Genomic DNA, 16,391 nt, shown 5'->3' on the forward strand with positions numbered 1-16,391 from the left:
TGCGGATCAGACGGTCTGTGTGCGCAGGGCCTCGACGGCGGCGAAGGCGGCACGGCCGATCGAGGCGTCGACGAGCGGCTGCCGGTCGGCGAGCGAGGCGGCCCGGGTGAACACGGCCACCGCGTACCGACGGCCGTCGGGATAGGTCACGACGCCGGCCTCGTTGCGCCAGGTGGGCAGCGTGCCGGTCTTCGCGGCGATGCGCACGTCGCTGGGGAATCCGGCGGTCAGCCGATGCGGCCAGATCTGCAGCGCCATGATGTCGCGCGCCTGACGGCAGGCCTCGGCCGTGGCTGCGGTGTCGGTCCACAGGGCATTCAGCAGTGTGGTGACATCCCGCGGCGTGGAGTGCGAGGTCCGCAGCGGCTGCACGGCGTCGAGCGCGAGGATCTGCTCTGCGGTCGCGCCGGTGAACAGCTCGTCCAGGTGGCTGTCCGGGGTACCGCCGAGGTCGGCGATCACCGAGGCGAACAGGTCTTCGCAGCATCCGATGAGTCGGGTGTCCGCCAACCCCAGGTCGGCGATGACCCGGTCCACCGCCTCGGTTCCGAGGCGGTGGTAGATCACGTCGGTCGCCGCGTTGTCGCTCATCGACATCATGTTCAGCGCCAGGTCGCGCCAACTGGCCTCGACGTCGTCCGCGAACCCGGCGGTGCCCACGCCGCCGATCCGGTAGCGCGCCGTCACGGTCGTGCGGGCCGTCGGGTCGAGCTCGCCCGCGGCGACCGCCCGCACGTAGGCGGTGAGCACCAGGATCTTGAAGACCGAGGCGAGCACCACCGGATCGTCGGCGCCGACGGTCACCTCGGGACCGTCGGCCACGCCGATCTCCCGCGCGTGCAGGAAGCCCGTGGCTCCCGCGTCGGCGAAGATCTCGGCGATCTGCGCGGACGTCTCGGATGCCGGGGTCGTCGTGATGGTCACGCGTCCACCCGGCGATCGGCGCGTCCGGTGTGCAGGTACAGCGCGCGGCCGCTGCCGTCGTCGCCGACGAACGCATGCGGCATGTGCATGCCGTTCTGCGGTTCGCGCGGGAGCAGGGTGTCGCCGGCCCAGCCGACGAGCTCCACCGGTTCGGGAGCCGGACCCAGCTCGGCGAAGATGCCCTTCATGGTGCGCTCCAGCCAGATGCGACCCTGGTCGTCGACACGCACCGTCGAGTCGGAGACCGACGACGAGTAGGTGCCCAGCACCCGTTCGAGGTCGATCGGCACCGGTGACTCCGGAACCGAGGGGAGCGTGGGTACGGTGACCCCGGCGAGAGCCGCCAGCACCTTCGATGTGATCGCGTGATAGGCGTCGACCGTGCGCCCGCCGTTCGTGAGCACGGCCACCGCGACCCCCGCGCCAGGGACCATCCGCAGGAACGCGTTCTGTCCGATCGTGCCGCCGTCGTGCCCGATCACGGGTCCGCCGTCCCAGTCGAAGATCTCCCAGCCGAGGCCCCAGGCATCGCCCATCAGGCCGAGCTCCGGCAGATCGACCTGCCGCTCCTGCATCGCTCGCACGCTCTGCTCCGAGAGCACCCGCGTGCCGTCGGCGGAGACCCCGCCGTCGAGGTGCATGCGGGCGTAGGTCACGAGGTCGCGTGCCGTCATGGCGAGCATCGATCCGGCCGGGGCGTTCGAGCGCACCAGGCTCCACACCGGCGCGGGGACCGGCTCATCGCCGCTCTCGGCGGGGATGTGCCCGAGCGCTGCACGGAACATGATCGCCTCGGCGGCCGTCGTGGCCACGTGCGTGAGGCCCAGCGGGGCGGCGAGGTGCGTGCGCAGTGCCTGGTCGTACGACGTGCCGCGCAGCACCTCGACGATGCGGCCGAGCACCACGAATGCGGCGTTGTTGTACGAGAAGCGCTCGCCGGGGGCGAAGAGCTGCGGAGCGTCGGCGATCGTCGCGAGATACTTCTCGACCGCGTCATCGCCGACACCCGTGTCGTTGAAGAGGTCGCCCTCGAACCCGCTCACGTGGCTCAGCAGCTGGCGGGGGGTGATCGCGCTCGCCGCCGCGTCATCGCCGATCGCGAACGCGGGCACGGTGTCGCGCACCGGGGCATCGAGGTCGAGCAGACCCTCGTCGACGAGCTGCATGATGAGCGTCGCGGTCCACGTCTTCGTGATCGAGCCGATCTGGAAGACCGAGTCCTCGTCGGCTTCGACGCCGGTGTTGCGGTTGAGGATCCCGGCTGCGGTGGTGAAGATCTCGCCACCGGCCAGGATCGCGACGGATGCCGCGGGGATGTGCGCGTCGGCCAGCATCGTGGGAAGGTTCTCCCGCACCCAGCTGCCGATTTCGTTCAGGTCGGACACGTGCGCTCCTCTTCGTCGAGTGGGGCCGTCGTCTTCGGGCGACGGCGATGGGGCCGAGACTATTCGCGTGCTCCATCGCCTCGTTGGTGCCCGGCGACGAGACTTCCCCAGACCTTGGTGCGCTCGGACGAAGGATCGGCGGTCAGCGGCGTCGCACGGCGCGCATGCCCACGTGGAGCAGCTCGGGACCGCCCTCAGCCGCGTCGAGCACGCGCCCGACGGGCTGATCGGCGTCGGTGATGAGGGCGCCGTCGGCGCGCACGCGCAGCCGCAGCGGCGGGCGGGCCGGGATGCCGAGGGCGGCGATGTCCTCACGCAGCACCATCGCGAACTCGAGCGCATCGCCGACACGGGTGACGTCGTAGCGCCACTGCCCGGCGTCGTAGGTGCCGACCATCTCCTCGAGCAGCTCCACCGCGTGCAGCTCCGCCGTCTCGGGGGGCTTCTCGATGCCGCGAAGCCGTGCGAAGCACCAGTCGACGAGCTGCGCCCCGAGTGCCTTGCCGCTGCCGCTGTTGGTCAGCACGGTGACGGCCAGGTCTTCCTCCGGAGCCATCACGAACTCGCTCAGCTGCGTGTCGGAGATGTTCCCCCCGTGCATCACGACGCGAGCCGAACCGTGTCGGCTGAGCAGCCAGGGCAGACCGATCGCGTCGATGGGCGGACCGGCGGCGAGGTGGGGCTGCTGCATCAGGAGCCGGGTCGCGTCGCCCACGGGTGGCGTGCCCTCGGACTCGCCGCGCATCTGGAAACGGGCGTAGGCGAGCTGATCGCGCACCGACGACACGATGCCGCCCTCGGCCGCGATGTCGCGAGTCAGGGGCCAGTGCGGGAAGGTCGCCATCGCTCCGTTCTCGCCGGGGACATGCCCCACCGCATGGGGGCGAGCGATCACGTCCCACGGGAAGAAGAACGTCTCCGTCATGCCCAGCGGATCGAGGACGACGCGCTGCACCGCCTGCTCGAACGTCTCACCCGTGATCGTCTCGATCACGCGACCCAGCAGCCGGATGCCGGCGTTGCTGTAAGAGGCGATGGTACCGGGCGCGAAGAACTGCGGAAGATCGGAGAAGGTGGCCACGTTGCGGGCGAGGGCGTCGTCATCCCACCCTGGCTGATCATCCGCGTCACCCAGGAACCCTCCGGAATGCGTGAGGAGGTGCCGGATGCGCAGCGCCGCGAGGGCCTCCCCGTCGGCGAGACGAAAGTCGGGGAGCACGTCGACCACGCGTGTGTCCAGGTCGAGCGCGCCGTTCTCGACCAGGTGCATCGCGACGGTTCCCGTGAAGGTCTTCGAGGTCGAGCCGACCTGGAACAGGGTGCTCTCCGTCACCGCGGCGCCGGTGTCGACCGCGGCGACGCCGGTCGTCGCGATGAGCTCCCGATCCCCGTCGATCACACCGACCACCGCGCCGGGTACGCCCAGGTCTGCGGCGGTGGCGTCCAAGAACTCCTGCAGGTCGTCGTTCACGCGGCATCCCCTCGTACGGCGCGGCCCGGCAGGGCTGCGGTCACGATCTCTCCTTCGTGCACGACGCGAGTGCCGCGGACGTAGAGCTCCCGGACGCCCCGCGACGGTCGGATCGGGTCGGCGTAGCTCGCCCTGTCGGTCAACGTCGTCGGGTCGATCACCACGATGTCGGCATCCGCCCCGACCGCCAGATGTCCCTTGCCCCGCATGCCGGACGAGACCTCGTCCAGGACCCGCGCGGGGAGGAACGAGCAGCGGCGGAAGGCTTCGAGCCAGCTCCACGTGCCGCTCTCGAGAACCATGAGCCGCAACGACTTCGCGAAGGTACCCGCGGTGCGCGGATGAGTGTGGCCGCCGGCGGGAAGCGGCCAGTCGCGCTGTTCGTACACGGTGCGTCCGCCGCTCGCGTTCCACGAGATCGGCATCGCATCGCTCGCCACGATCGAATCCGGGTAGGCCAGGGCACGGTGCAGGTGTGCGCGGTCGAACGGGTCGCCCTCGTCGAGGAACGTGACGATGCAGGTGGCGCCGGGGTCCGTCGCGCGTACCTCGCGCAGGCGGGCCTCATCGGCGATGCGCTCGCCGGTGTCGACGAGCACGAGAGACCGTGGAGTGATGCCGAGGCCTGGGAGCTTCTCCGGCGCCAGGAAGAAGGCGCCGATCGCTGTGCTGCCGGCCCCGTAGGGGTACGCCTCGACGGTGACGCGGGATCCGGCGGCGCGGCTGCGGTCGAGCAGGCCCAGCACGCGGTCGACGTGGCGCAGCGAGGTGCTGTTCACATGGCAGTGGTGCATCGCGGCCCCGGTCTCGGCAGCGGCGCGCACGAGCTCTTCCGAGCCGTCGATCGGCGTGCGGGGGTCGGCTTCGATCAGCTCCCGCACGTGCGTGAAGGTCGGGGCGTGCGCTGCGGCGGCCAGACGTGCGAGGTCGAGATATTCGTCGGGATCGGACCGTGGTGCGTATCCCATGAGAACGCCGATGCCGAGAGCCCCCGCCCCCAGCTCGTCTTCGAGCAGACCGAGCCAGCGGCGGCGTTCCGCGGGGGAGGAGGAGCGCTGCCACTCGGGCGTGCCGAGCAGATCCATCGACGCGGTGAAGTCGGCGACGGGCACCCGGTCGAGGTGCGCGTATGCCCGTGCCTGCGACCAGGAGGCCGAGAACCCGTAGTTCAGGGGGCGCCCGTCGGCCGCGGCGCGCGCGAGGGCCTCGGCGATCGGCATGAGCCCTGCTTCGAGGTCGAGGGCGGTGGTGACACCGTCCATCGCCTGCAGCCGGTGCCCCGCGATCGAGTGCACGTGGCTGTGCAGGTCGACGAAACCCGGCCCGATGATGAGGCCGGCGGCATCGATGACCTCGCCATCGGGTGGCGCCGTGAGCCCGTCGCCGACCGCCGCCACCCGCCCGCCCGCGATCAGCAGATCGGTGATCCGGTCGGTCTCCGTCTTCGGGTCGATCACGCGCCCGCCGCGCAGCAGAGTGTCCACGTCGTCACCATGCCATGCAGGCCGGAGTGGATCCGGTGCCGCCCGACGAAACCGGGGGGTCATTCCGGTGCCCGGGCACAAGTCGTTCGGCGATGGTCCCGACGTCGAGAGGTGCACGCGCCGGCGTCGACCGACATAATGTAATGGGGATGTGACCGTGCACACGCAAGGAGGCAAGTGATGTCCACCGCCTCCGAGCGCGCCCGCCTGCCGAGCATTCGCGACGTCGCCCGCCTCGCCGGTGTCTCGCATCAGACCGTGTCCCGCGTGCTCAACGATCATCCGAGCATCCGGCCCGAGACGAAGGCCAAGGTGCTCGACGCCATCTCGGTCCTCGACTACCGGCCGAACCTCGCCGCGCGCGCCCTGGTCACCAGCAAGTCGAACATGCTGGGCATCCTGTCCGCGACGATCGGCGAGTTCGGACCCACCTCGTCCATCGCCGGCATCGAGGATGCGGCGCGGGAGGAGGGCTATTCGGTCTCGACCCTGAACCTCGCCGACACGACACCGGAAGCCATCGGCCATGCGGTGCGGCAGCTGTCGCGTGAGCAGGCCGACGGCATCGTGGTGCTCGCCCCGCAGGTGCGGGTGTTCCATGTGCTGCGCGGCATGTCGGTCGACATGCCGTTCGTGACCCTGCAGACGGCTTCGGGTTCCGATGGCGTGAGCCTGTCCGCCGATCAGGTCGCGGGTGCCAAAGCGGCGACCGAGCACCTGATCTCGCTCGGTCACAGCGACATCCTGCACCTGGCCGGTCCCCAGGACTGGATCGAGGCGGAGTCGCGCATGCGCGGCTATCTCGACGGTCTGCGCGAGGCCGATCTGCCGACGTTCCCGCCGATCCGCGGCGACTGGACGGCCGACTTCGGTTACTTCGCCGGCAAGGAGCTGTCGCTCCGGCGTGACTTCACTGCGGTGTTCGCCGCGAACGATCTGATGGCGATCGGGCTGATGCACGGTTTCCGTGATTCCGGTGTGCGGGTGCCGCACGATGTGAGCGTCATCGGCTTCGACGACATCCCGGTCGCGGCGCACGTGGCTCCCACGCTCAGCACCGTGCACCAGGACTTCCCCGAGCTCGGTCGTCGAGCAGTGCGCATCCTGCTCGCGCAGATCCGGGGGGAGCAGCCGCCGACGTTCGGGCCGCTGCAGACGATCCTGCGCGCGCGCGAGTCCGCCGCGATCCGCTGACGCGTTCCGTGCAGCGCTGGCGCGCCGCTCGAATTCATCGAATCCTTTCGATCCGTGCCGTCGCGTGGTGGATCGAGATGGCGCCGGCAGCAACAGTGTCACGGTCCGGATTCGAATTGCCGGTGCCGACTTGACACCGGTCCCACGGAAGACGACGATATACCGATGTGAACGGTCACATCGAAGGTGACCGCACGTCGCGAGGAAGATCCGTGAGCACCACAGCAACGTTGCCTACCGTGTCAGGCCCCATCCTGGAGATGCGCAGCATCACCAAGGAGTTCCCTGGGGTCAAGGCGTTGGCCGACGTCTCCATCACCGTCCGCGCCGGCGAGATCCACGCGATCTGCGGGGAGAACGGCGCCGGGAAGTCGACCCTGATGAAGGTTCTGTCCGGGGTCTACCCCTACGGAACCTACGACGGCGAGATCCTGCTCTACGGTGAGGAGCAGCGGTTCAGGGACATCGCGGCCAGCGAGCAGGCGGGTATCGCGATCATCCACCAGGAGCTCGCGCTCATCCCCGAACTCTCGGTCACCGAGAACATCTTCCTCGGCAACGAGATCCAGCGCGGCGGACGCATCGACTGGACGGCTCAGAAGGAGCGGGCCATCGAGCTCCTCGCCCGCGTCGGGCTGAGCGAAGACCCCGACGTGCCGATCAAGACCCTCGGCGTCGGCAAGCAGCAGCTCATCGAGATCGCCAAGGCGCTGAACAAGGACGTCAAGCTGCTCATCCTCGACGAGCCGACCGCTGCCCTCAACGAGAACGACTCGCAGCACCTGCTCGACCTGATCCTGGGGCTGAAGGCCAAGGGCATCGCGTCGATCATGATCAGCCACAAGCTCAACGAGATCGAGCAGATCGCCGACGAGATCACGATCATCCGAGACGGCCGCACGGTCGAGACGCTCGACATCTCACGCGGGGAGATCAACGAGGATCGCATCATCCGCGGCATGGTCGGTCGTTCGCTCGAGAGCCGCTACCCGGATCGCACCCCCGAGATCGGCGAGGTGTTCTTCGAGGTCAAGGACTGGCGGGTGCAGCACCCGACCGTGCCGGAGCGCATGGTCGTCAAGGGCTCGAACATCAACGTGCGCCGCGGCGAGGTCGTCGGCATCGCCGGTCTCATGGGCGCGGGTCGCACCGAGTTCGCGATGAGCATCTTCGGGCGCTCCTACGGCACCTTCCTCTCCGGCACCCTGATCAAGGACGGCCAGGAGGTCGCCCTGCACGACGTCGCCTCGGCGATCAAGCACGGGCTCGCGTACGTCAGCGAGGACCGCAAGGTGCTCGGACTCAACCTGCTCGACACGATCAAGCGGTCCATCGTCGCGGCGAAGCTCTCGAAGATCGCGCACAACGGCGTCGTCGACTCCCGTGAGGAGTTCTCGGTGGCTGAGCGCTATCGCAAGGCGCTTCGCATCAAGACGCCCTCCGTCGAAGAGGGTGTCGGCAAGCTGTCCGGTGGGAACCAGCAGAAGGTCGTGCTGGCGAAGTGGATGTTCACCGACCCCGACCTGCTCATCCTCGACGAGCCCACGCGTGGCATCGACGTCGGTGCGAAGTACGAGATCTACGCGATCATCAACGAACTCGCGGCTCAGGGCAAGGGCGTCATCGTCATCTCCAGCGAGCTCCCCGAACTCCTCGGCATCTCCGACCGCATCTACACCGTCTTCGAAGGTCGGGTCACCGACTGCATCCCGGCCGACCAGGCGACACCTGAGGACCTCATGCGCAGCATGACCTCCGCGACCCAGAAAGCATCCGCATGACCACCGACACCACCGCAACGAAGCGCGGCTTCCACTTCAAGGACATCACGAAGATGTTCGGGGGAGGGCAGTCGACCCTCCGTCAGTTCGGCATCCTCGGCAGCCTGGTCGTGATCCTGGTCGTCTTCCAGGTGCTGACGTGGATCTTCAAGGGCACCGGACTGACGCTGTCCTCCGGCAACCTGATCAACGTCGTCAACCAGTACTCGTACATCCTGATCCTGGCCATCGGCATGGTGATGGTCATCATCATGGGTCACATCGACCTCTCCGTCGGATCCGTCGCCGCGTTCACGGGCATCGTCGTGGCCAAGGCCATGCAGGACTGGAACCTCCCCTGGCCGTTGGGCATCCTCCTCGGTCTCGGTGTCGGCGTGCTGGTCGGTGCCTGGCAGGGATTCTGGGTCGCCTACGTCGGGGTGCCGGCGTTCATCGTGACGCTGGCCGGCATGCTGTTCTTCCGAGGGGCGAACCAGGCGGTGGGCGACTCGCTGTCGATTCCGGTGCCGCAGGGCTTCAAGGTCATCGGCGCGGGATACCTTCCCGAGCTGTCGTTCATCCCGGTGCCCTTCAACGTCTTCACCATGCTCCTCGCTCTCGCCGGCGTCGCGTGGATCGTGTTCTGGGAGATCCGCACCCGTCGCATCCAGCACAAGATGGGCGCCGACATGGCGCCGCTCTGGGTGAGCGTCACCAAGGTCGTGCTCATCTCGGTCGTGATCCTCGTCGCCGGTTGGCTGTTCGCCACCGGGCGCGAGGGCACCAGCTTCCCGATCTCGGGCATCATCCTGCTGGCCCTCGTCATCCTCTACTCGTTCATCACGAACAACACCGTCTTCGGTCGCCACATCTACGCGGTCGGCGGCAACCGGCAGGCCGCGCGACTGTCGGGTGTGAAGGACCGCTGGGTCGACTTCTTCGTGATGATGAACATGTCCGTGCTCGCCTCGTTGGCCGGCATGATCTACGTCGCCAGGGCGACGGCCTCCGGCCCGCAGGACGGCAACGGCTGGGAGCTGGATGCCATCGCCGCTGTCTTCATCGGTGGCGCAGCCGTCTCCGGTGGAATCGGAACCGTGATCGGGTCGATCATCGGTGGTCTCGTGATGGCGTTCCTCAACAACGGCCTCGCCCTCCTGGGCGCCGGAGCCGACGTCGTCTCCATGATCAAGGGCCTCGTGCTCCTGTTCGCCGTCGGGGTCGACGTCTGGAACAAGCAGCAGGGCCGCCCGTCGATCATCGGATTCCTCACGCGTCGCTTCGGCCGCAAGCAGGACCCGGCGACCGACACGTTCGATCCGACCAAGACGAACTACCCCACGAGCCAGAAGTACGAAGCCCCCGCCGTCGAAGAGACGCGCGGATAGTAGGGGCCCAGGCGCGTACCGCACGCGCACCTGGACCTTCACACACCAGAGAAAGAGATCACATGAAGAAGATTCTTCTGTCGGCGACAGCGCTTGTCGTCGCGGGCGCCTTCGCCCTCACCGGCTGCTCCTCGGAGCGCGGCGGTGACACCGGTTCCGGATCGGGGGACGAGGCCAAGGGCTTCGCCGCCGATGCCACGATCGGCGTCGCCCTTCCGGACAAGACCTCGGAGAACTGGGTCCTCGCCGGTCAGCTGTTCACGGACGGCCTGGAGAAGGCCGGGTTCAAGGCTGACGTGCAGTACGCGCCGGCCAGCAACACGGTCGCCGAGCAGCAGAACCAGATCCAGGCGATGGTCACCGGTGGCGCCAAGGTCATCATCATCGGTGCGAAGGACGGCAAGCAGCTCGCCACCCAGGTCGAGGCCGCCCGTGACGCCGGCGTCACCGTCATCGCCTACGACCGTCTGATCGAGAACACCGAAGCCGTCGACTACTACGTCGCGTTCGACAACTTCAAGGTCGGTCAGCTGCAGGGTCAGGCTCTGCTCGACGGGCTCGCCGAGCGCGCGGGTCATGAAGCTCCGTACAACATCGAGCTGTTCTCGGGCTCGCCCGATGACGCGAACTCGGCCGTGTTCTTCAACGGTGCGATGGACGTGCTTCAGCCGAAGATCGACGACGGCACGCTGAAGGTCGTGTCCGGTCAGACCGAGATCGCCCAGACGGCGACCGAGGGCTGGAAGGCGGAGAACGCACAGCGCCGCATGGACTCGATCCTGACGTCGACGTACAGCTCCGAGACGCTGGACGGCGTCCTGTCCCCGAACGACACCCTCGCTCGCGCCATCATCACCTCGGTGCAGGGTGCGGGCAAGCCGGTCCCGGTGGTCACGGGTCAGGACTCCGAGGTCGAGTCGGTCAAGTCGATCATGGAGGGTGTGCAGTACTCCACGATCAACAAGGACACCACGCTCCTCGTCGAGCAGTCGATCAAGATGGTCGGCCAGCTGCAGAAGGGTGAGAAGGTCGACGTCAACGACACCGAGCAGTACGACAACGGCGTGAAGGTCGTTCCGGCCTACCTGCTCGACCCGATCATCGTCACGAAGGAGAACGCGGCAGAGGCCTACGCCAACGTCCCGAGCCTCCTCGAGATCGTGAAGTCGTACCAGTAAGACGCACCCTCTTCACGACGCTCACCGTCGTGGAACGGCGAGCCGTCCTGACCTTCGGGTCGGGGCGGCTCGCTCGCGTTCGGCACCGGCGTGGTCCGTCCGCCGCTTTCCTCAGCCGCGGAGGGCGCGGGTGGCCTGGCCCGTGCGCTGCAGAGCATCGACGGTCTCGGTGTATCGACGCTTCGCGACGCCGATGAACAGGCAGTCCACGAGCGTGAGCTGGGCGATGCGGCTCACCATGGCGCCGGCGCGGAAGGTCGATTCGCGCACCTCGGTGAAGAGCGGGTGATCGGCCGCACGCGCGAGGGCAGAATCCTTGGCCGACGTCACCGCGATCGTGGCGGCACCGCTGGCGCGTGCGGTCTCTAGGAAGCGCACCGTCTCGAGCGTGGACCCCGAATGGGAGAAGCCGATCGCGACGGTCAGAGCGGTGGGCAGCACCGAGACGGCCACGGCTTCGTGCGGGTCTGCCGGCATGTGCGCGTTCCGACCGACGCGCAGGAGTTTGTGGGTGAGGTCTTCGGCCACGAACCGACTGGCGCCGAGCCCGTAGAGGAGGATGCGGTCGGCGCGATCGAGCGCATCGACCGCGGCTTCGAGCACGGCGAAGTCGAGACGGGCGACGGTCTCCTCGATCGCCAGCAGTTCGAGAGCTGCGACCTTCGACACCGCCTCCTGCAGGGTGTCGTCGTCGGAGATCTCCGACCCGTAGGCTCCGCGTGTCGAGAACTGCGCCGCCTCCTTGCCGAGCTCGGCGGCCAGGGCCATGCGCAGCGGCGCGTAGCCGCTGAAGCCGATGGCGCGGCAGAAGCGCACGACCGACGCGATCGAGGTCTCGCATTCCGCGGCCAGCTCGTTGATCGTGTTGTCGATCACGACCGAGGGGTTCTCCCGGACGACCAGCGCGATGCGGGCGAGCGACGGCGTGAGGGTGGAGGCCGCGGCTTCGATCGTCGACTGGATGCTCATCGGTCCTCCATCGTGCGGTGCCGCCGGTGCGGTGAAAATTCTTTTTGCAGAGTCTACTTCGCATGTAGTCTCTTTTCATAGCCTTTTTCCGCCGATCCGAGGAGAGCCGATGAGCGTGCAGAAGAGCGCCTCCGTCGATCTCGGCAAGTCGCGGTGTCGTGTCCTGGTCTCCGACGCCGAGGGCCGGATCGAACGTGACGGTGTCGGCGCTCCCGGCCTGGCCGCAGCAGGCGGGGTGGCCAGCGCGTTCGACGCCATCCTCCCGCTCCTGGCGGGGGAGCGACTCGACCGGATCGGCGTCGGTGCCGCGGGAGCCTGGATGGCACCGGATGCGGCGCAGGGGCTGTCCTCTCGGCTCGCCGCCGAGACCGGTGCCGCAGTCGCTGTCGCCTCCGACGTGGTCACCGCCCACGCAGGTGCGCTCGACGGGGCCGGGGGAGTGCTCCTCATCGCGGGCACCGGAGCGGTGGCGCTCGGCATCGACGTCGATGACGCACGGCTCGTCGACGGCTGGGGGCCGGATCTCGGCGACTTCGGCAGCGGTTCGTGGCTCGGGCGCGAAGCGCTGCGTGCGGTGCTGCGCGCCGACGACGGGTTGGCGCCGGACACAGTGCTCACCGAGGCCATCGCCGAGCCCGTCGGCGCGGTCACCGACATCCAGTCCTGGCTCGCGGGCGGCGGTCCGCTCCCTCGGCGCCTCGCGACGCTCGCCCCGCTCGTCCTCGACGCCGCGCAGTCGGGCGACGTCGTCGCCGGCGCGATCGTCACCGAGGGGATCCGACTGCTCACGGCGACGGCGTCCGCCGCGTCCGCGCTCACGGCCGACGTCGTGCTCCATGGCGGACTCACCGCGCATTCGTGGTTCCGCGAGTGCCTCACCTCCTCCCTGCAGGCTGCCGGGCGTCGGGTCGTCCCCGCGCGCGGTGACGCCCTCGACGGTGCGCTGCTGCTCGCACGCCGCACCGACCTCCCCCACGAAAGGTTCGTCCACCGTGCCGAATGACGATTCCCGCCTCGCCGCCCTCCTCTCCGTGCTCGACCGCCTCGACACCGAGGCCTCGACGACCGAGCGCGGCGACCTCGACCTGCTCGGCACCGCTGAGCTCGTCCGGCGCATGAACGCCGAGGACCGGCGGGTGCCCGAGGCCGTCGCCGAGCACGCCGAGGAGATCGCGGCCGCCGTCGACGGCATCACCGCGCGGTTCCGGCGCGGGGGGCGCCTCATCTACATCGGCGCCGGCACGGCAGGCCGTATCGGCGTGCTCGACGCGAGCGAGTGCCCGCCGACCTTCGGCACCGATCCCTCGATGGTGGTCGGTCTGATCGCCGGCGGAGAGACCGCGATCCGCTCGGCCGTGGAGAACGCCGAAGACGACGACACCGCCGCGGAGGCTTCGCTGCGGAGGCTCGCACTCTCGGAGAGCGACACGGTGGTCGGCATCTCGGCATCCGGCCGCACCCCCTATGTCGTGGGAGGGCTGACCTACGCGCGCAGCGTCGGCGCCTTCACTGTCGCGATCGCCTCGAACGCCGACTCCGAGATCGGTGCGGCCGCCGAGATCGCGATCGAGGTCGTCACCGGTCCCGAGTTCATCTCCGGATCCACCCGGCTCAAGTCGGGCACCGCGCAGAAGCTCGTCGTCAACATGCTCACCACGCTGTCGATGATCAACCTCGGCAAGACATATCGAGGGGTGATGGTCGACCTGCTGGCCACGAACGAGAAGCTCCACGCCCGCTCCATCCGCACGGTGTCGCAGCTCGCCGGCGTCGACACCGATCAGGCGGCCGGGGCGCTGCAGGCGGCGGACGGCTCGGTCAAGCTCGCACTCCTCATGCTCGCCGCCGACGCGACGCCCGAGGATGCGGCATCCGCCCTCGACGAGGCCGACGGCATCCTTCGCGACGCGATCGCGGCACTCGCCTGAACGTGGCGCGCCCCTGAGGTCGGTGCGCACCTGGTTCTCGGACGCCGGGCGCGGTGCTGATTCCGGACGTCGCGTGCTGCATTGATTCCGGCTGCCGCGTGCGGCGTTGATTCAGGCTGCCGCGTGCGGCGTTGATTCCGGACGCCGGGCGCGGCCCCGGGGCGCTCCGACGTCAATAGGATTCGGGTGTGGATGATCTCGTTCCGGCGGCGCCCTGGTTGCTCGTCGGTGCGGCCGTCGTCGCGGCGGTGGCCTCGCTGATCGCGGGGCGCGCCGTGCCGTGGCAGGGTCGACAGGCCGTGCTGGTCATGGCGGCCGCGATGCTCGTGGCCGCGCTCGCCGGAGATGCCCCGATGGTCGGTCTGGGACTGGGGGTCGTGCTTCTGCTCTCCGCCATGCTCGGCACGGTGGGGGTGCGCGGAACCTCGGCTGCCGGCGAGTGCTTCCGTCGTGCGCTCATCGCCCTGCTCCTCGCCGTCTGCGCGTTCGAGAGTGCGGTGACAGGCGAGGCTCCAGAGGCCGGTGCGGGGGCGCACGGAGGTCATGGAGGTCTCTCGGGGCTGCTGTCGGTCCTGATCGTCGCCGGCGTGATCGGCGTGGTGCTGTGGACCGTCGTGGCGGACTGGTTCGTCGAGCCCGTCCATCACGGGCGCACCGCGCGAATGGTCGCGACCGAATCGTGGGCGCTGGCCGCCGGGGTCGCCCTGATGTGCCTGGCGACGTGAGGGGAGTTCCGGGTTCCGATAGCGTGGCGACATGCCCCTCGCTCTGATCACCGGTGCCGCCCGTGCCGACAGCATCGCCGCCGGCATCGTCCCTCGACTGCGCGCCGCCGGATGGACCGTCGTCACTAGCGACCTGCACGATGCCGACCACCCGGCCGACCTCTCGACGCACGAGGGACCGGAGGCGCTGATCGCCGAGGTCACCGCCGCGCACGGACCGATCACCGCCCTCATCCTGAGCCACGCGCACGACGTGGAGTCGGGCATCCTCGACACGACCGCCGAGAGCTTCGACCTGCACGTCGCCGTGAACGCGCGGGCGACTCTGCTGCTGATCGCCGCGTTCGCGCGGCAGATCGGCGACGATGGGGGAGTGATCCTCGCGCTCACCAGCGACCACGTCACCGGCAACCTCCCATACGGCGCATCCAAGGGCGCCCTCGACCGCCTCGTGATCTCTGCGGCGCGCGAGCTCGGTCCGCGCGGGATCTCGGCGAACGTGCTGAACCCCGGGCCCATCGACACCGGCTGGATGGACGACGAGACGCGCACGGGTCTGGCCGGGATGACGCCCCTCGGGCGCCTCGGGCAGCCGGCGGACGTGGCTGCGGTGGTGGAGTTCCTCGTGTCGGACGAGGGGCGCTGGATCTCCGGGCAACTGCTGAAGTCCGACGGCGCGTTCTCGGCGCAGTACTGAGGGGTGCGGCATGTCGCGAGCGGTGGAGAGCCGGAGCCGCTCCGGGAATGCATCTGACGGGGTGGCTCGCTAGGCTTCGGAACGGCGCACAGGTCGCTGGGAGCATCGCGAAGGAGCTGGCATGACGGACGAGAACGTCGAGTTGCGGCTGACGACCGCCGAAGCGCTGGTGCTGTTCGAGTGGCTCGCGGCGATGAACGACGCGAAAGAGCTCATCGTCGATGAGGCGGAGCATCGCGTGCTGCGGGATCTGGAATCGCAACTCGAGACGAAGCTCGTCGAGCCGTTGATGCCGAACTACACGGAGCTCGTGAACGCCGCGAAGGCGGCGGTTCTCAACGCTTGAGGAATTCCGGCACGCGGGTCGTCTTCTGCCGATTGCACGGCGCGGAAACGAGTCGGCACGATGATCGTCAGTGCCCGCCGCCGAACTCGATCATCCCGACCCCGACGGCGATGAGTGCGACGCCGACGGCCATCATGCTCGAGAAATGGTCTTTGAAGATCACCCGTCCCAGCACGGCGGTCAGTGCGACGCCGGCGGCGGCCCAGATTCCGTAGGCGACGCCCACCGGCATTCCCATCGCCAGGATCGTGCCGAGCAGTGTGAATGCCGCGAGGTAGCCGACGACGATCACGGGGATCCAACGGCGACGTCGCAGCCCCTCGGATGCGCGCAGACTCAACGTCGCGGTGACCTCGCTGACGATCGCGAGGGAGAGGAGCAGCCAGGTCACTGCGCCACCTCCCTGGTCTCGCGCGTGTGGGAGCCGAGCTCGACGAGCAGCACGCCGACCACGATCACGCCGACGCCGACGATCTGCACCGGTCCCAGCAGCTCGCCGAACAGCACGGTGCCGAGCACAGCGGTCAGCACGACTCCGATCGCCGACCAGATGCCGTACGCGACCCCGACGGCCATGCCGCGATCGAGCACCACCGACAGCAGCCACAGTGAGCCGGAGTAGCCCAGAACCACGACGATCAGCCAGAGCGGATGCGTGAATCCCTCTGCCGCACGCAGCGAGAGGGTCGCGGTGACCTCCAGTGCAATCGCGAGCAGCAGGGGCGGCCATGCCGAACGGCGAGGACGATCTGTCATCGGGGGCCTTTCGTGGAGGGTCCGAAGGGGAGAACGCGAGGTCGGCGTGCAGGATTCCCGGCGCGTGTGGAATCGATGGCGGTCGAGAGCCGGACGGGAGCGAGCTGTCGACGTCGGACAGGAGAGGGATCGTGTCACCGCTGATATGCCGGTATTCATTCGAACATAGCTTCGAATGTCGGTGGT

The 16,391-nt window shown here is 68.7% G+C and carries 16 protein-coding genes; 9 read left to right on the forward strand and 7 right to left on the reverse strand.

Annotated features, from left to right (window positions below):
* Positions 1-6 precede the first annotated feature (6 nt).
* From GLO27_RS17910 to GLO27_RS17925, 4 genes are all read right to left on the reverse strand, one after another.
* Complete coding sequence (locus GLO27_RS17910; protein ID WP_318387307.1) at positions 7-924, reverse strand: serine hydrolase; 918 nt, start codon at positions 922-924, stop codon at positions 7-9.
* Positions 921-2,309 carry a serine hydrolase domain-containing protein gene (locus GLO27_RS17915; RefSeq protein ID WP_167256104.1) on the reverse strand — a complete coding sequence of 463 codons (1,389 nt, stop codon included), beginning with the start codon at positions 2,307-2,309 and terminating at the stop codon, positions 921-923. Before GLO27_RS17915 ends, GLO27_RS17910 begins: the two co-directional genes overlap by 4 nt.
* 142 nt (positions 2,310-2,451) lie before the next feature.
* A complete protein-coding gene (locus GLO27_RS17920; RefSeq protein ID WP_167256106.1) occupies positions 2,452-3,780 on the reverse strand; it encodes a serine hydrolase domain-containing protein in 1,329 nt (442 codons plus the stop codon).
* The gene (locus tag GLO27_RS17925; protein WP_167256108.1) at positions 3,777-5,264 is read right to left on the reverse strand and encodes an amidohydrolase family protein; all 1,488 of its coding nucleotides are present in this window, start codon (positions 5,262-5,264) and stop codon (positions 3,777-3,779) included. Before GLO27_RS17925 ends, GLO27_RS17920 begins: the two co-directional genes overlap by 4 nt.
* A 180-nt stretch (positions 5,265-5,444) precedes the next feature.
* On the opposite strand from GLO27_RS17925, the gene GLO27_RS17930 reads away from it, so the two are divergent.
* The 4 genes from GLO27_RS17930 (at position 5,445) to GLO27_RS17945 (ending at position 10,784) form a co-directional block, all read left to right on the forward strand.
* A complete protein-coding gene (locus GLO27_RS17930; RefSeq protein ID WP_021199883.1) occupies positions 5,445-6,458 on the forward strand; it encodes a LacI family DNA-binding transcriptional regulator in 1,014 nt (337 codons plus the stop codon).
* Positions 6,459-6,718: 260 nt separating this feature from the next.
* A complete protein-coding gene (gene mmsA / locus GLO27_RS17935) occupies positions 6,719-8,239 on the forward strand; it encodes a multiple monosaccharide ABC transporter ATP-binding protein (RefSeq protein ID WP_208323964.1) in 1,521 nt (506 codons plus the stop codon).
* Complete coding sequence (gene mmsB, locus GLO27_RS17940) at positions 8,236-9,606, forward strand: multiple monosaccharide ABC transporter permease (RefSeq protein WP_021199881.1); 1,371 nt, start codon at positions 8,236-8,238, stop codon at positions 9,604-9,606. Before mmsA ends, mmsB begins: the two co-directional genes overlap by 4 nt.
* Before the next feature lie 62 nt (positions 9,607-9,668).
* Positions 9,669-10,784, forward strand: coding sequence for a sugar-binding protein (locus GLO27_RS17945; protein WP_021199880.1), 1,116 nt, complete (start codon positions 9,669-9,671; stop codon positions 10,782-10,784).
* A gap of 111 nt (positions 10,785-10,895) precedes the next feature.
* Here GLO27_RS17945 and GLO27_RS17950 read toward each other — a convergent pair whose 3' ends face one another.
* Positions 10,896-11,753, reverse strand: a complete 858-nt coding sequence (locus tag GLO27_RS17950) for a MurR/RpiR family transcriptional regulator (protein ID WP_167256110.1) — start codon at positions 11,751-11,753, stop codon at positions 10,896-10,898.
* Between the two features lie 109 nt (positions 11,754-11,862).
* Here GLO27_RS17950 and GLO27_RS17955 point away from each other — a divergent pair, with 109 nt between their 5' ends.
* The 5 genes from GLO27_RS17955 (at position 11,863) to GLO27_RS17975 (ending at position 15,449) form a co-directional block, all read left to right on the forward strand.
* Positions 11,863-12,756, forward strand: a complete 894-nt coding sequence (locus GLO27_RS17955) for a BadF/BadG/BcrA/BcrD ATPase family protein (protein ID WP_167256112.1) — start codon at positions 11,863-11,865, stop codon at positions 12,754-12,756.
* Positions 12,746-13,681 (forward strand): N-acetylmuramic acid 6-phosphate etherase, encoded by a 936-nt coding sequence (murQ, locus tag GLO27_RS17960; protein ID WP_029259632.1) that lies wholly within the window; start codon positions 12,746-12,748, stop codon positions 13,679-13,681. The genes GLO27_RS17955 and murQ overlap by 11 nt, the downstream gene beginning before the upstream one ends.
* Before the next feature lie 188 nt (positions 13,682-13,869).
* Positions 13,870-14,406 carry a hypothetical protein gene (locus GLO27_RS17965; protein ID WP_167256114.1) on the forward strand — a complete coding sequence of 179 codons (537 nt, stop codon included), beginning with the start codon at positions 13,870-13,872 and terminating at the stop codon, positions 14,404-14,406.
* A 31-nt stretch (positions 14,407-14,437) separates the two neighbouring features.
* On the forward strand, positions 14,438-15,103 hold the full coding sequence (locus GLO27_RS17970; protein ID WP_021199875.1) for an SDR family oxidoreductase: 666 nt from the start codon (positions 14,438-14,440) through the stop codon (positions 15,101-15,103).
* Positions 15,104-15,224: 121 nt separating this feature from the next.
* A complete protein-coding gene (locus GLO27_RS17975) occupies positions 15,225-15,449 on the forward strand; it encodes a hypothetical protein (RefSeq protein WP_167256116.1) in 225 nt (74 codons plus the stop codon).
* Between the two features lie 67 nt (positions 15,450-15,516).
* Here GLO27_RS17975 and GLO27_RS17980 read toward each other — a convergent pair whose 3' ends face one another.
* Both GLO27_RS17980 and GLO27_RS17985 read right to left on the reverse strand, forming a co-directional pair.
* Positions 15,517-15,840 (reverse strand): SMR family transporter, encoded by a 324-nt coding sequence (locus tag GLO27_RS17980; protein ID WP_167256118.1) that lies wholly within the window; start codon positions 15,838-15,840, stop codon positions 15,517-15,519.
* The gene (locus tag GLO27_RS17985; protein WP_167256120.1) at positions 15,837-16,205 is read right to left on the reverse strand and encodes a multidrug efflux SMR transporter; all 369 of its coding nucleotides are present in this window, start codon (positions 16,203-16,205) and stop codon (positions 15,837-15,839) included. The genes GLO27_RS17980 and GLO27_RS17985 overlap by 4 nt, the downstream gene beginning before the upstream one ends.
* Positions 16,206-16,391 lie beyond the last annotated feature (186 nt).

This window comes from Microbacterium sp. Be9, assembly GCF_011754135.1.
Lineage (GTDB): Bacteria > Actinomycetota > Actinomycetes > Actinomycetales > Microbacteriaceae > Microbacterium > Microbacterium maritypicum_A.